Annotated in this window: 10 protein-coding genes; 5 read left to right on the top strand and 5 right to left on the bottom strand. The window is 42.5% G+C overall.

Features of this window, described 5'->3' with window-relative positions; genetic code table 11:
- Nucleotides 1-864 precede the first annotated feature (864 nt).
- A complete protein-coding gene (locus KHB02_RS23855; RefSeq protein ID WP_213143777.1) occupies nucleotides 865-5277 on the bottom strand; it encodes a S8 family serine peptidase in 4413 nt (1470 codons plus the stop codon).
- 540 nt (nucleotides 5278-5817) lie between these two features.
- Here KHB02_RS23855 and deoD point away from each other — a divergent pair.
- The 4 genes from deoD (at nucleotide 5818) to KHB02_RS23835 (ending at nucleotide 10041) form a co-directional block, all read left to right on the top strand.
- On the top strand, nucleotides 5818-6528 hold the full coding sequence (gene deoD / locus KHB02_RS23850) for a purine-nucleoside phosphorylase (RefSeq protein ID WP_213144463.1): 711 nt from the start codon (nucleotides 5818-5820) through the stop codon (nucleotides 6526-6528).
- 185 nt (nucleotides 6529-6713) lie between these two features.
- On the top strand, nucleotides 6714-8123 hold the full coding sequence (locus KHB02_RS23845; protein ID WP_213143776.1) for an MFS transporter: 1410 nt from the start codon (nucleotides 6714-6716) through the stop codon (nucleotides 8121-8123).
- On the top strand, nucleotides 8120-9331 hold the full coding sequence (gene deoB / locus KHB02_RS23840; RefSeq protein WP_213143775.1) for a phosphopentomutase: 1212 nt from the start codon (nucleotides 8120-8122) through the stop codon (nucleotides 9329-9331). Before KHB02_RS23845 ends, deoB begins: the two co-directional genes overlap by 4 nt.
- Complete coding sequence (locus tag KHB02_RS23835; protein WP_213143774.1) at nucleotides 9307-10041, top strand: GntR family transcriptional regulator; 735 nt, start codon at nucleotides 9307-9309, stop codon at nucleotides 10039-10041. The genes deoB and KHB02_RS23835 overlap by 25 nt, the downstream gene beginning before the upstream one ends.
- Nucleotides 10042-10221: 180 nt before the next feature.
- Here KHB02_RS23835 and KHB02_RS23830 read toward each other — a convergent pair whose 3' ends face one another.
- The 4 genes from KHB02_RS23830 to KHB02_RS23815 form a co-directional block, all read right to left on the bottom strand.
- Nucleotides 10222-10521, bottom strand: a complete 300-nt coding sequence (locus tag KHB02_RS23830) for a hypothetical protein (protein ID WP_213143773.1) — start codon at nucleotides 10519-10521, stop codon at nucleotides 10222-10224.
- 489 nt (nucleotides 10522-11010) lie between these two features.
- Nucleotides 11011-11394, bottom strand: coding sequence for a VOC family protein (locus tag KHB02_RS23825; protein WP_213143772.1), 384 nt, complete (start codon nucleotides 11392-11394; stop codon nucleotides 11011-11013).
- Between the two features lie 128 nt (nucleotides 11395-11522).
- Nucleotides 11523-12263 carry an SGNH/GDSL hydrolase family protein gene (locus KHB02_RS23820; protein WP_213143771.1) on the bottom strand — a complete coding sequence of 247 codons (741 nt, stop codon included), beginning with the start codon at nucleotides 12261-12263 and terminating at the stop codon, nucleotides 11523-11525.
- A gap of 512 nt (nucleotides 12264-12775) precedes the next feature.
- Complete coding sequence (locus tag KHB02_RS23815; protein WP_213143770.1) at nucleotides 12776-14344, bottom strand: vanadium-dependent haloperoxidase; 1569 nt, start codon at nucleotides 14342-14344, stop codon at nucleotides 12776-12778.
- A 329-nt stretch (nucleotides 14345-14673) separates the two neighbouring features.
- On the opposite strand from KHB02_RS23815, the gene KHB02_RS23810 reads away from it, so the two are divergent.
- Nucleotides 14674-15450, top strand: a 777-nt coding sequence (locus KHB02_RS23810) for an LCP family glycopolymer transferase (protein ID WP_241114052.1), incomplete at its 3' end; no start/stop codon positions are given.

Here is a 15450-nt window from a genome sequence, read left to right as displayed (position 1 = left end):
ATAACGAAAAACGGCAGCGTCCGTTCCGATTCCGATACATTCCAGACCTTCAGCGATCCCAATAATGTTAACGGGTTGATTATTTTCATTACCTTTCACTTCAATGTTCCTGAGTGCTTCATCTGCCAGTTTCCAATCTGGAATCATGAAAATCTCCTTTTTGTTTCGCTTTTTACTTTGACAACAAATCCACTTCCCAACTTCAAGCATTTATATTTATTGAGTATTTCTAGGTTCAAACAACCAATGTAGGATTGATCATATAGCTCTTCCATAAAGTTATACGATTATTTATAAGGGAAGTTTCAGAAATTATTCCAAACACCGAAGTATTATCATATAAACATGTTCGTAATAGAAGGAATAAACCGTGGGTATGATCTGACCCCCATTTTCTGGTGTTAAAAGAAAAGGCCGGATTCAACAGCGAATCCGATCTTTATTATTAAATCGGGAACCATTCCTAATTCTTTGAATATGAAGGCAGGATAGGTTTACCATGCAAGACTTGTACTCTATCAATTAAGGGCAATCTAACAGCCTTCCCTGTCGCATAGGCAAAATCAAATTCCCCTCCTAAATCCCCAAGTGTAATCACTTCCAGCATTCCAATAATTGAGACATGAGAACCGTCCCCATGTCCCATTATCATTATATTTGTGAGAATAGGAATATTTTCAGATGATAGAACGATAAAAAAAAAGAAGTGCTATTAACACTTCTTCTTTAGCTGCTTTGAATCAAATTCCGATTCTTTTGTGGGTGTCAGGCACCACGGGACATGAACCATCCCTCTTGCGCCAGTAAAAAAAAGCGAACCACCTAGAAAAAGATGGTCCGTTGGTTTAGTTAATCACGTGGCACTTACTTGATCGGTTTCTTTATCTTTTCGTTGATATAGAGTTTGCCGTCGGCAGTTTTGCGGGATTCGTTGCCGTAGGCATCGACGGCTTTCACCTCGACGACGGCTCCGGCGGCTTTCATGTCTTTGGTGGCGGTGTAGTAGCCGGCGTAATTACCTGGCGACACTTCCATCATTGGAAGCTCAGTCGCGTTGGTAACCTGGAGCTGGCCGGTCAGTTGTGTCAACGGCATGTGAATCATGAAGGAAGCCTTTAAGCCCGGCTCACTTGTGAACTCAATCTTCACGCTTTCGCCTTTCTTCAATTCCTTATCTGCATCTGGCTTCAGATTTTGAATCTGCGGCGCCGTGTAGTCCACATCGACACTCACCGATTTTTCTGTCGTGTTGCCAGCCTTATCCTTGGCGACTACAGAAATCTGATTAACGCCCTCCTCCAGCATGATGCGTGCCGAATACTTGCCATCCTGGACCTTTGCCGTTGCTCCGTTCACCAGCACAAAATTCAAATGATCATCTGCAACAGTGCCGCTGACGGTCACGGTTTCGGTATTTAACTTGCTGCCATCAGCCGGGGCGCCAATCGTGAGTTCCGGCGGGGCGGAGTCATAGATGATGGTAACCGGTGCCGAAGCATCCGTCATTCCTTGCTCAGTGGATGCCTTGGCAGTCAATTGGTTCTCGCCCGCAGCCAGCTTTACATCGACCGCGTATGTGCCATTATCCTGGGCATCAACGACAGCCACTTCTGTTCCTTTGTTAAAAATATGAACCTTCGTCGTTGGCGCAACATCGCCTGTTACTGTAACGGTTTCACTATTGGTGAACGTTCCGTCAACGGGTGCGGTAATCGTTGGCGCGGTAACTTCGTAATCAACAACGGCACGAATCATATAGTTTCCTTCAGCTTCAGGGGACGGTGCCCAGCCTCCGCTGACCAGCTGCCAGCTGCGCTTGGCATTTTTGCCATCCTCATCTGTTGCCAAACCAGGAGACTTCGTATTGACATCGGCTTGGATATAAACCAGATAGAAATCGCCTTCCACGAGGATGCCGTGGCTGCTTAAATCGACATTCGTCCACTGGCCATTGCGTAGTGCCGTCGCATCAAACGGTCCAGCCAGCTTCTTGCCAGGCGCACCGTCAGGGCCCGATGCATCGTAAACGGCAACCTTAAAGGCGGTGCCGCCCGGAACCGGCCATTCGGATGTCCAGAAGCGGAATAATCCTCCGGTCACCAATGCTTTTTTGTGGCCCTCTGCCAGCGACATTTTCACGGCCCAGCCATTGCCGGCATCGTAAAACGCGCGGGCATTTTCCGCCGTTCCATCATCATAGCCAATTTCACCGCGGAAACCGATGAATGGCTTAAGCGCAATGTTCTGCTCAAAGTTTCCTTTCAGTTGAATCGTTGTCTCCTGGCTATAATAATGCGGGGCAACGATTTTCAGTGTGTAACTGCCTTCATAAGCCGTAATTGAAAAATGTCCATTTTCATCTGTTTGCACAGGGGTAATTTTGGCATCTTCCACCAGATACACCGTTGCACCGGCAACAGGCAGCCCGGTTGCTTGATTGGTGATCGTTCCGGAAACGGTGCCCTTTGCCAATTCCTGAAGCGTAAAGTTGGCGGTTGCGGTGCCGTCATTGTCAATCGTGACAGACTTGGTCTGCGCACCAAACCCATAGGCCTCGGCCTTAACAGTGTAGGTTCCAGCCGCATGGGTTATCTCGTAGCTGCCGTTTGCCGGGTTCGTCGTCACGGAACGGCCTGATTCAAGGACGGTCACCTGCGCCTGCATCGGCAATGCCATTGGGGCGGCGGCCTGGTCGGATGCGGCGGCTTTGTCAGACGCGGCTTTCTTGTCTTCTTCAGGCATCACGACGGTAATCTTGTCAGGATTGACTTGCTCTTTTTTCACGGAATCTGTTGCAGCAGAATCTTCGTTTTTCGCGGAATCGGCATCAGCTGTTTCCGCCGAATCCGCCGTCACAGCTGCCTCACCAGTGTCACCAGCAGTATCGGCATTAGGGTTTTCTTTTTCCAAAGAAGCAGGGGCAGCCAGCGCTGTATTGGTCAGCTTGACATCATCAAGGTACCATCCTTGCTTCACCACGCTGCCATCAGTGGTGAGGTTGAACGCGATGTAGATGCGCTGTCCGGCGTACTCGCTGAGGTTGACTTCGCCGTCAATCCAGCCATTCGACAGGTTGTTAACCCGGAGCTTTTGCACCCAGTTGACGCCGTCTGTCGAGACAAACACATGGCCGTAATCATAGTTGCGCTCGAGTTCATACCATTGCTTGAATTGCAGGTAGCTGTTTCCTTCCGGCAAATCGATCGGCGGCATTTGCAGGTTCGCGTTGGCGCGACTGTCGTAATTGCCAGTCAGGTTGGTCGCATAGACTTTTTCGCCGGAAAAAGCAGCCCTAGGTCCGTTCGTCGGGACGCCCCACTGCCAGGAATTCATGGCGCCATAGGAAGTCCAGCCATCCGGATTGCTTTCAAAATCGGCTACATAGCCGACGGTGATTCCAGGAACAACTGTTACGGTGTGCTCGCTGACGGTTTCATTTCCGCCAAAGTCGACCGCTTTCCATTTGTAGACAAGGTTACCGACGGCAACGTCGGCCCCAGGGATGGTCACGCGGTAGGTGCCATTTTTGTAATCACCGGCCATGCGTTCTACAGCGGCATTAGCCCAAGTGCCATCTTGTTTTTGATATTGGAAGGATACATCTGTTACACTGATATTGTCGGCAGCCGAAGCTTCTAACGTTAGCGGCATTCCTGCGAAAACCGTGGCAGGTTGGGAATGCGTTAACACCGGTGCTTCACTGTCGTCCCCATCTTTTGTTACCTGTCCCTTCAATTTCCCCAATCCGGAGACCACTGAAGAAACTGCATCATACACATTCAATAACCCTGACCCATAGCCGTTGTTTGGCGACGTTGGATATGTGCCGTCCGTTAACGGAATCGCGGTCGTCTGTAAAATTTGCTCCAAATCAGCGACGGTTAAGCTGGCATTGGCCTGCTTCAGCAACGCAACAGCTGCCGAGACGTGCGGTCCTGCCATTGATGTGCCATTCCAGCCGCCTTCATAGCCGCTGCCCGGAACGGATGAACGAATGTTCACACCCGGTGCGGTTATTTCCGGTTTGATTTCCCCGTATGGAGACGGTCCCAGTAAGGAGAAGCTTCCGAGTTTGTTGTTGATATCGGTGGCCCCTGTCGCGAACGACTCTGGATAGTTGGCCGGATTCGCCACAGAACCTGGTCCGCCCGGATTGCTCAGCGTCGTATTTCCTGCAGAGAATTCCGGAAAAATTTCAGCTGCTACCCAAGCCTGCACCATCGGACGGTACCACTCGTCAAGCCCCGGACCGCCGCCCCATGAGTTATTGATGACGTCCGGCGCTTTGTCAGGGTCGCCGCCAGGAGCCATCATCCACTGGCCCGCTTCCAATAAATCAGCATCGGTCCCGCCCGCGGCTGTGAATGCTTTGACCGCAATCCACTTCGCACCTGGCGCAACACCTATAACATTCTGCCCGCTTGGATCGGCTCCGACCATGGTTCCCATAGTATGGGTGCCGTGCCCATGATCGTCATATGGTGTTGCTTGGCCTCTGACCGCGTCAAGCCAGCTGTATGTGTGATCTGCTTGGCCTGTGGCAGAATTGTAGCCGCGGTATTTTTCTTTTAATGCTGGGTGGTCCCACTGGACGCCGGTATCAATTGAACCGATAACCGTGCCGCTGCCGTCAATCCCCATTTCCCATACTCTTGGGGCGCCGACCCGGTCAATATTCCACTCGATGCCGGTTGTGGCGGCTTGCGGTTCCTGAACGGCTGTTCCGGCCGAGGATGATTTTTCCGGAACGAACAATTGTCTGGTTTCGTTCGGCAGGATTTTTTCAACCTCCATGAAGGCGGCTGCTTTTTCCATAACTTCCTGTGTGGCTGTGACGGCAATCGCATTGACCACGAAGAAGGATTGGACATCCTTGGCGTTGCCGGCTTTGACCTGTTCTTCCAGATAGGCAAGCACGTCAGCCTGCGTTTCCTCCGCTGTCGCTTTCAGCTCGGAAACAAGCGTGTTCCGTTTCAGCGATTTGGTTTTGGCCGGAGTGGCCATCTGGAGTTTGGCCTTTTCCTCTGTATTCTTGGCGACTTTCGCCGAATCCACCTGCTCTTTCATTTTGATCAGGAAGGTGACTTTGTCCTCTGCTTCGAATTGCTTTGCTAACGATTTACTTACTTTTTGCTGCGGTGTTGGCAGTGCATCCTTTACGGATGTGCTGGCACCTTTCGTCGCTGCCACAGCATTCATATTAGGCTGGAGCAACATCGGCAGCATTAGGATGGCGGTTAATAGAATTGAGAAAATGCGTGTTTTCCTTCTTTTCATCCACTTACCTCCTAAGTATTTTCCTTTTTAAAGTTACGTGCGGCCCTCCTTTCTTCGCACACTCTTTGTCATTACTTCGGTGCTACCTTAAAAATAAGCGTTTACAGCTCGTATTGTTGTCGAATGTTGATAGGTAAAATGGTTTAATTTGGTAATTGATAGTTTGGTTGTTATTGGGAAAATTAGCAAATGAGTCTAAAATCATGTCAACCCAAGTTTTATAAATAGAATAATAGGCATCATTACCCACATCCCCTCAACCCACTCAAAAAATCCCCTAAAAATAATTCTATTTACCTAGTTTGATAGATACAAAAACAACCCCCGTACCCATCAACCTCCCCCATTCGTAGTGTATATTTCCCATTATGAAGCATGGATTATTTTCTGATTTCTAGCTGCATCTACCAATTTTTTGCTATGTGACAATCCAATGAAAGTGCTTGCACGAAATAGAAAAATATGATACTTTTGACTTGTTTAAAAAATAGACATGTCTAAAAAAAATACAACACAACCAAGGAGCAAAAAACGATGGTTATGAATACGAAAGAAACACCTCATATTAAACCAAATGGAGTAGAAATAGCTGAAACGGTCCTTTTACCTGGGGATCCGTTAAGAGCGAAGTTTATTGCGGAAACCTTTTTAGAGAATGCCCAGTGCTTTAACGAAGTGAGAGGAATGTTAGGGTATACAGGCACATACAAAGGGAAGAAAATTTCTGTTATGGGCACTGGAATGGGTGCACCAAGCATGGGGATCTATTCTTGGGAATTAATCAATGTCTTTGGCGTTAAGAATTTAATTAGAATTGGTACTTGTGGTGCCATGCAAGAAAACATTGATTTATATGACGTTATTTTTGGAATGGGAACCGCAACGGATTCCAATTTTGGTCAGCAATTTAACTTACCTGGACAATTTCCATTAACGGCTTCTTTCGAGCTTTTGGAAAAAGCAAAAAAAGTAGCGGACGAAAAAGGCCAGAAAGTTCATATTGGGAACATCTTATCAAGCGATGTATTTTATAGTGCAGATCCAACAGCTATCAAGAAATGGCAAGATATGGGCATCCTAAGCGTCGAAATGGAGTCTGTATCCTTATATTGGAACGCCATTCAAGCTCGTGTAAATGCATTATGTATTTTAACAGTAAGTGATCATTTAATTACAGGACAGCAAACTACTCCTGAAGAACGTCAAACTGCCTTTACGAAAATGATGGAGATTGCATTAGAGTTGGCATAAATTCACTTAAGACAAGCACCCCCCACATCATCAAATGTGAAGGGTGCTTGGAATAACCGGTAACAATCAGTCTCATGCAAGGAAACTAGCAAATGCTTGAAACCTAATTCTTTTTTTAAACGAATAGAAAGCGTTATCCTATATTAATTTTGTTCAAAACGAACATTAGCGGAGGTATATTCATCATGAATAGCTCAATTGAGAAAAAACCAATTGTAAACGTAAGCAAAATCGTACCGGTTATACTAACTTTAATGATTTTTTCACTCGTGATCGATAACTCTTTTAAAATTATTTCTCCAGATTTAGTCAAGTATTTTGGCGTATCAGCAAGTACGGTTAGCTGGCAAGTAACGCTTGCGGGATTAGTCATTGGGATCGGCGCCGTAGTTTATTCTTCTCTATCTGACTCAATTAGTGTCCGAAACCTATTAGCTGCAGGTATTATATTAATTTGTGCAGGTTCTTTACTTGGTTATATTGTCCACACGAATTACTGGTTAATCGTTGTATCAAGAATCATCCAAGCTGCTGGTTTAGGGGCGACTGAAACACTTTACTTAATTTTTGTCGCTAAATACGCAAGTCTAGAAGAACAAAAAAAATATATGGGATATAGTACGAGCAGTTTCCAGCTTGCCACCGTTATTGGGATCGTAACCGGCGGATTTGTTTCTACTTATCTGCAATGGCAAAACCTATTTTTAATTCCTTTACTAAGCTTATTATTATTACCATTCATTCTTAAGTATCTTCCAAAAGAAGAACGGAAGAAAAACAATGTAGACTTTATCGGTCTTATTTTAATTGCAGCAGTTGCTACCTCCATTATGTTGTATATGTCTTATTTTAATTGGAGTATTTTTATTCTCTTCATCGCAGCTGTCGTTGCTTTCCTAATCTATATTAGTAAAAAGAAAAATGCTTTTATCACCATTGAATTTTTTAAAAACAAACAATTTGTATTTGTATTAATCGTGGCATTTATCATTTATTCTACCTATGCCGCTTATGCGCTAAATACACTATCGTTCCTGTTAACAACTGTTTATAATATCAAATTGGATACTGTTTCCTTGATGTTCATACCGGCATGTTTGTTAGCAGCACTCGTAGGGGCGTTATCCGGGAAAATAGGGAAATATTTAAGCAGTAAGCAATGTGTTTATTTAGCCATGGGTTTAATTACGGTCAGCATATTAATGGGTACTATCTTTGTAGATTCATCTATCGCACTATTTGTCATTTCTCTTATTCTATTTTCTTGCAGCTTTGCCTTGTTGTATGCGCCATTAATCGATACAAGCCTTAAAAATGTACCAGTTGAAAAATCAGGGACAGCATTAGGCTTCTATAATTTATGCATCAATATCGCGATGTCAGCTGGTTTCACCTATTCATCGTTTTTAATTGATAAGAAAGATTTGCAATTTAGCTTTTTAAAATTTACGTCAGATAATGCAACAGCTGTGAATTATGGTTCGATCATCCTTATTATTGCCGCCATTGCGTTGTTTGCGATCATTTTATTCTGGCTTTTAGTTGATCGAAAAGCAGAAAAGAATACTACGATTCAAAGGAAGAATGCAGCGTGAAGAAATTTAAACGAATACACTTGATCGTCATGGATTCAGTAGGCATTGGAGAAGGAAAAGATGCCGCTCAATTTCATGATGTTGGTTCTCATACTCTGTTGCACATTGCCGAGTATATGAATGGGCTGAATGTTCCTAACCTGGCCAAATTAGGTCTGTCTAATATCGAAGAAATCCCAGGTGTGCCAAAAGCGGACAAACCTCTTGCCTACTATACGAAATTACAAGAAAAATCCGTTGGGAAAGATACGATGACAGGCCATTGGGAAATCATGGGCTTAAATATTGATCAACCATTTAATGTGTATCCAAATGGTTTCCCAGACAAATTGATCAAACAAATCGAAGAAATAACAGGCCGTAAAGTAGTCGGGAATAAACCAGCAAGCGGAACAGCGATCATTGATGAATATGGGGAGCATCAAATGAAGACGGGTGATTTGATTGTCTACACATCAGCCGACCCTGTTCTGCAAATTGCAGCTCATGAAGACATCATCCCTCTAGAAGAATTATATGATATTTGTGAAAAGGTTCGCGAAATCACAAAAGACCCAGCCTATTTGATCGGTCGAATTATCGCGAGACCCTATGTGGGTGAGCCTGGGAATTTTACCAGAACATCCAATCGTCATGACTATGCATTAAAGCCATTTAGCAAAACCGTCATGAATAGCCTGCAGGACGGGGGCTATGATGTCATTGCCATTGGAAAAATTAATGATATTTTTGATGGTGAAGGCGTTACTGAAGCGATTCGTACGAAGGACAATATGGATGGGATGGACAAATTGCTCGAAGTCATCAAGAAGGATTTTTCAGGAATGAGCTTCTTAAATTTAGTCGACTTTGATGCCTTATACGGCCACCGCCGTGACCCGGAAGGCTATGGGAAAGCGTTAGAAGCGTTTGACAAACGTTTAGATGAAGTATTAGAATCAATCCGGGAAGATGATCTGTTAATCATTACGGCTGACCATGGCAATGATCCAACATTTCCAGGTACCGACCATACACGTGAATATATCCCCGTGTTGACTTATGCGAAGCAATTAAAGGACTCTGGCAAATTACCGGAAAACGATACGTTTGCAGATATTGGCGCAACGATAGCAGACAATTTCGATGTGGAAATGCCTAATCACGGTCAATCTTTCTTACCTAAAATAAAGGATCTGAATGAATGGATACAGTACCGGACAAATTGAAAAGACCACTATATATATTTGTATATGACGAGCTTCTTCTTCAAATTACGAAAGGTGAATTTCCAGTAGGCTCAAGGCTTCCTTCAGAACCTGATTTAGCAAAGAAACTAGGGGTGAGTCGGGCAACATTACGGCAAGCATTGGCCCTTTTGCAGGATGATGGATTAGTAAGAAACATGCCAGGCAAGGGCAACTTTGTGATTGATTCCTTTTATAAACAACCTGATAGTGTTCAATTAGAAAAACTAAGCAACCCGATGCATAAGTGCCATATAAGCCGATTTGACCGAATTGATACACACTACCGGCTAGAAGCGGAAACAGAATATACAAAACAAGTGTTAAAAATAAATTCCTCCAGAGTCGCAGCTGTTGAACGGTTATATCGAACAGGGAACGATTTAGTAGGCTATGCTTTTACGTTTATGTCCATGGAAACGGTAGAAAGTTTTTCTTTGGACTTAGATAATAAGGAACAACTCCTGGACTTTCTAGAGAACCAGGTATATGTGGATGCGAATCATGGAGAAATCGAAATAAGATATACACATACCGTTAATTTAGCCGATCGGAAAGAAAAATTAATTGGCCAAAATGAGTGTTTTCTACTATTAGAAAGTCTTTACGGCAATGGAGATTATCCATTAATTTATAATAAGTTTTATATACCACAGCAGTTTTCTAATATAAAATTAAATATTTATAAATAGCTACTTTATGTGGAGACCACCTTGTAACGCGCAGGGTGGTCTTCTTTTGTTTTCAAGTATATTGGTCCCCACGATAGAACGTATCTCTTTTTCTCCGCCAAAACGTTCAGATCCCTGTGATGGAATGCAAAAAATTAAAAACAGCCCTTTAAAAGGCTGCTCCATGATCGTACTTCATTTTTACTGTTCATGAGTCCAAGAGACTGCTTCTCCTGTGGATGGGCAGCTTGGGAATTTTTCTCCTTGGTTAAGTACTACATGTTCGCCATCTGCATCTACATAATGCCCAGATTCCATTACTGTTTCACCAGTTCTATGAGTATGGCTTTCGTGCGTCCAGGTTGTAGATTTCCCTGTTGATGGGCATTCAGGAAATGTTTCGCCTTGACGAAGTTCTTTCTTCTCTCCGTCCGCATCTATATATTGCCCAGATTCCATTACTGTTTCTCCTGTATGATGATGGTCTGTGAAGTGACTCAAAAATAACTCCTCCTTTGAATTAGTTAACCACCATAGTCTCCCACAGACCCATTATTTTATTCTGTTAAAAAGGGTTTGGAAAGTAAATCGCTAATTTTGGAAAGTAAAAGTAGAAAATCAGAAAGTATTTGCCAAAAAGTGAAAGTAAAATCATCAAATTGGAAAGTATCTACACCAATTCGGAAAGTATATCCAAATAAATGGAAAACACCCCAAATAGGTCATTTGTTTTCTCTTATTTTCACTGATAATTCACACAGTAAATCATATTTGTCACGACTTTCCCCTGGTTGTTGGTTCAAAACATCAAGAACAGTCAATGAATAAACGGATTGATCGGGTGCCTACAATTGCTTTTGAAAAAGGAACCTTGGATTGCCCCTGAACCGGTGTTTGTCTGATACCTTGACTCCCCTTTCTAGGTCAAGTTCGCCAATAGTTTGACAAATAAAAAAGCAAAGGTAAAAAACTTTACCCTTGCTCAAAACATTAACAATTGCAGATCATTAAAACATTACCATCTAAATCTTTGAAATTAAAATAAGCAAAATCACCTATGAGCTCTATTTCTTTAACAACTATTATTCCTTTATTTTTAATAAACTGGTATGCTTCATCAATATCTTTGACGAAGAAATTAAATAGAACGTGGTCTGATGGCTTCAATTTAAAGCCTGGGTCAAATGTGTGATCATCTAAAGTAAGGCCGGTTTCTGAAGTTACGGGGACATTGTAAACAGGAGAATTAACTTCTTCCTTATTAAACGGTAACCCAAGTAAATCACTGTACCATTCTGCAGATTTTTTTAAATCACTAACATGAATAAATACATTATTTACCTTACAGGCAATCGGAGAAACCGTTGAGTTCATATATTTTCCACCTTTTTACTTTTTGTATATTAGTAATTCAACAAATAGTAAACAATACCTCTTAAAAATTCTAAATTAAATAAGGCTGTTGATTTTCTTCAACAGCCCCAATCACTAACAATATTATTCTACTTTAATGCGTTTAAGCCAATATTTGCAAGCAACTCATGCCCGGCAAGAGACGGGTGGATGTCTCCCGGTAAAAGGTAAAACGGACTCAATCCGATAACGTAGGCATTGGCAATGGCTAAATTCGGATAGTTTAACCCCTCTAATGCATGATTGATAGTCTGAATAAGAGGATTACCTAACAAATTAATTGGGTGTGATTCACCAAGGAATAGAAACGGATTGTAAAAATTATATAGCACTATTTTAGCATGAGGGTTTAGCGCATTGATTTTTCCAACAATTAAACCAATATTTAGTTGAAGAATTTGGGCAGATGGACCAAGGCTATTAATTAATCTTATTATGGTATCATTATCCAGATTTCCTCCGCTTGCCACATAAGCATCTTTAATTGGCTTTAACAAATCATTACTGCCAATATTCAACGTAATATAATCTGCCTTACTTACCGCTTGAATGAACTTTTGATCTTGATTTAATGCATTCAACAAGTCTGATGTCTTCCATCCTGGGACAGCTAGGTTGCGGACGCGGAGGTCGGCTGCTTCTCCAATTAAATACGGAAAGGCATCTCTTGATGGTTCATCCATACTATCGGTAAGCCCATACCCAAATGGGATAGAATCACCCAATGCAACCAATGATTTTTTTGCATTTTCACTCTTGGCAAATCCTGATGTTGTAAAAAATAAACTGACAACTAAAAGCAACGGCAACAGCTTCAAAATTCTTTTCAACTTTTTTCCTCCCTCATTCCTTATTATGTAGCCATTATTCATTATAATTAGGCCCAAAGAAGGAGTTTGTCGAAACTAATAGATAGAATAGTATTTAATTTCTATTAAAAACTGACAAATTAACCAAGAGTAGGGGCACGTATTTGTTTACCGCCCCTTTGGTATTCCCCATAATGACTAAAGCCAGCTACTTCACGGGCAGTTGACTTTTAATCTAACATGTTATTTTTATAAACACTGCGATTTTAAAACTGCTAGCATGATGGAAAATTCCCTAGACTATTGGTGACCGGCTCAGATCATCCCCATAACCAACCATCCATCATTCGTTCAGTACCCGCTCAATCAAATCCACGATGACCCATTGCCCGTATTATTGGCTTTCTGTTGAAATTTCCCTTAATGCATCATCTACCCCATCCACATGCTGGTTTAGTAAAATCAACAGGTTCTCATTCAATTCAGTTCATTTATTTATTTATTTATTTAAATTTCAACCAAAATTAAACGTACTATCCAATTTTTATGGTAGTTCCGTCAAATTTGGTTAGAGTAAATCCGTTAAAATTTTCATTATAAGTCTTTTTGTAATCCTGTATGATACCGATAGCAACTGCCTCACCCAATTTTAGCCCTTCAATGCCATCAGAACGCCAATGGACGCCGGCAGCATCCCGTCCAAGGGCGATGTTAGATGCAAGTTTGTTTAATTCTCCTCCTATTGTCAAAGAAGGTCCTTGGAAAGGAATCAATGACAGACCATCAGAAGAAGCTGCAACGGGATTAGGGAGAACGAACCCTTCATTAAAAAATGCTTTTAGCATTGTTACTCCAGCCCCGACCATACATGCATGTCCAGCTGGATAGGATGGATGAGTGGGGCAACCTTCGGAATAAGCCTGGGGCAAAAGATAGGTTCCAAACTTGCTATGAACCTGGGGAACTACTTGGGAATTAAGGAGTTCTGTATGAATAGGATAACAGGCAGCTCCGGTCATGTGATTGTGGAGGCGCCCACCAAACTCTTCTGGCCTCAGCCGCCGGTGGACTAAAAACTTCTGGAACCAACCAGCCTCTAATGCTGACCTCGCGGCTTTAGCCACCCAATCCAGAATATGAGGTATTCCAAAAGTGATGAAACCAACCTGTGTTTTGGAATCTAGATAAGGGTTAGCTGGGTCAAGTGCAGCACTTCCTAAGCTGGATAGAATTAAACAAGCGCCAAGTATAGATTGGTAGTTAAAATCCTTGTGAACAAATGCGGCTAAGTCACGGCCATTACGGATATACCGAGGAGTAGGATCGATAGTATTTTTAGTTATTGGGGATAATCCGTCCTGAATATTTAACCATTCTTGATAAGATGTCATGTGATCGTCCCCTGCTAGTGTGGTTCTGTATCTCTGGATAATGGTTGTGGCCCCATAGGGAATGTCATTCAACAAAAACTGGGAGATATATGGTCCGATTAGGTCACCCGGCGTTACACCCCGAAATAAAGTACCAGTAGAAACCAATCTATTAACCTTTGGTCCCCGGAAATCCGAAAATTTGGATAGGTCCGAGGCTGCCAATAAGGTCAGAGGATTGGTGTTATAATCCTCAAAAGGGACATCACGTGTAATTGCCTGCCAGTAAACTTCTGCAATCTCACTTGCCTCCCATGCACTGCTGAATGACGGAGGAGCCTTTACACTTAAATGGTGACTATCAGGTCCAACCAGTTCAAATGCATAAGAGGCTTGAGGGTTAGAAAGTTTGGCAACTCCGCCTATTGGAATCGATTCAAAATCACAGGGGCGGCCTGTCCTTAATGAATGAATAAAGGATTTATACGCCTTAAGATCGACCTCTCCAAGTGAATTGTGAGGAAGCCCTTTGGAATAGTTTGCAATTTTATTAAAAAACAAGTGTTCATCGTTATTACAGTGATGTTCCGGGAGGGGGGCCTTTTTTTGGAATTCTGCAATTTCTCCACGAACATGATACGCTTCCTTCCGACGCTCTTTTGCATCGTTAGGTCCAATTACACAGGAGTTTTGCTGCTTTAAATCCCTCTTTGAATCTTCATTTTTTTCCATTTAATCACACCTTTTTTCTTATCGTCATCTATTCTTATATAGACTCAATATAAGGTATTCAGATATATTTCCATGGCTTAGATTCTTTTACTAGTTTTCTATCGCTCTTTTTCCTAATTGTATCCCCGGTGCCCTCCTGCAAGGAAGGTTTTTATAACTGTTATATTTGACGGCACCTTTCTTTTCTTGGAAAAAGTTAATAGTTACATAAATATTGTTTTGTGAGAAAATGGAAGACTGAGGCCAACTGTCTCTCAAAAAAACGGCATCAGGATTTGTATCGTTTATATAACCCAGCCAACAGTTTAAAATAAAGGAGGATTCCCTAAATGAAAACCCAAAAAAAGAAGAGAAAATGGGTCAAAATAACGCTCATCACTCTTCTTGTGTTGTTCTTATCATTCGGAATTTACAGTTATTCCATATATAAATCGTTTAAAACCGCCGTTGATACCATGCACCAGCCAATCGAGCGAAAACAGTCAGATAAACGACAAGAGCCAGTTGAAGTAAAGAAGGATCCATTTACTGTGTTAATGTTGGGTGTGGATGAACGGCAAGGTGACAAGGGGCGTTCTGACTCCATGATTGTATTGGCTGTTAACCCTCAAAAACAGTCGGTAAAAATGTTAAGCATACCGCGTGACACACGCACTGAAATAGTCGGCAAGGGAAAAGAGGACAAGATCAATCATGCTTATGCCTTCGGCGGAGTACCGATGGCAATGGATACCGTTGAAAACTTTCTCGATATCCCGATCGATTATTATATCCAGATTAATATGGAAGGTTTCAAAGACATTGTAGATGCGGTTGGCGGGGTGACAGTTCAGAATGACCTGGACTTTACTGTCGGCCAATACCATTTCGCAAAAGGAAAGATTACTCTAAATGGGGATGAAGCGTTAAGTTATTCGCGGATGAGACACGAGGATCCTAGGGGAGACTTTGGACGACAAGAAAGGCAGCGTCAAATCATTCAAGCAGTAATAAAAGAAGGCGCCAGCCTTTCTACCTTAACAAACTTCTCTGATATCTTCTCCGCACTTGGTAAAAATGTCAAAACAAACTTAACTTTTGACCAAATGGCAGCCATTCAAAAAAAT

Origin of the sequence: Neobacillus citreus (assembly GCF_018343545.2) — a bacterium.
GTDB classification, from domain to species: domain Bacteria; phylum Bacillota; class Bacilli; order Bacillales; family Cytobacillaceae; genus Neobacillus; species Neobacillus citreus.
The sequence above is the reverse complement of the archived record's forward strand: the minus strand, read 5'-3'. Positions and strand labels throughout refer to the sequence as shown.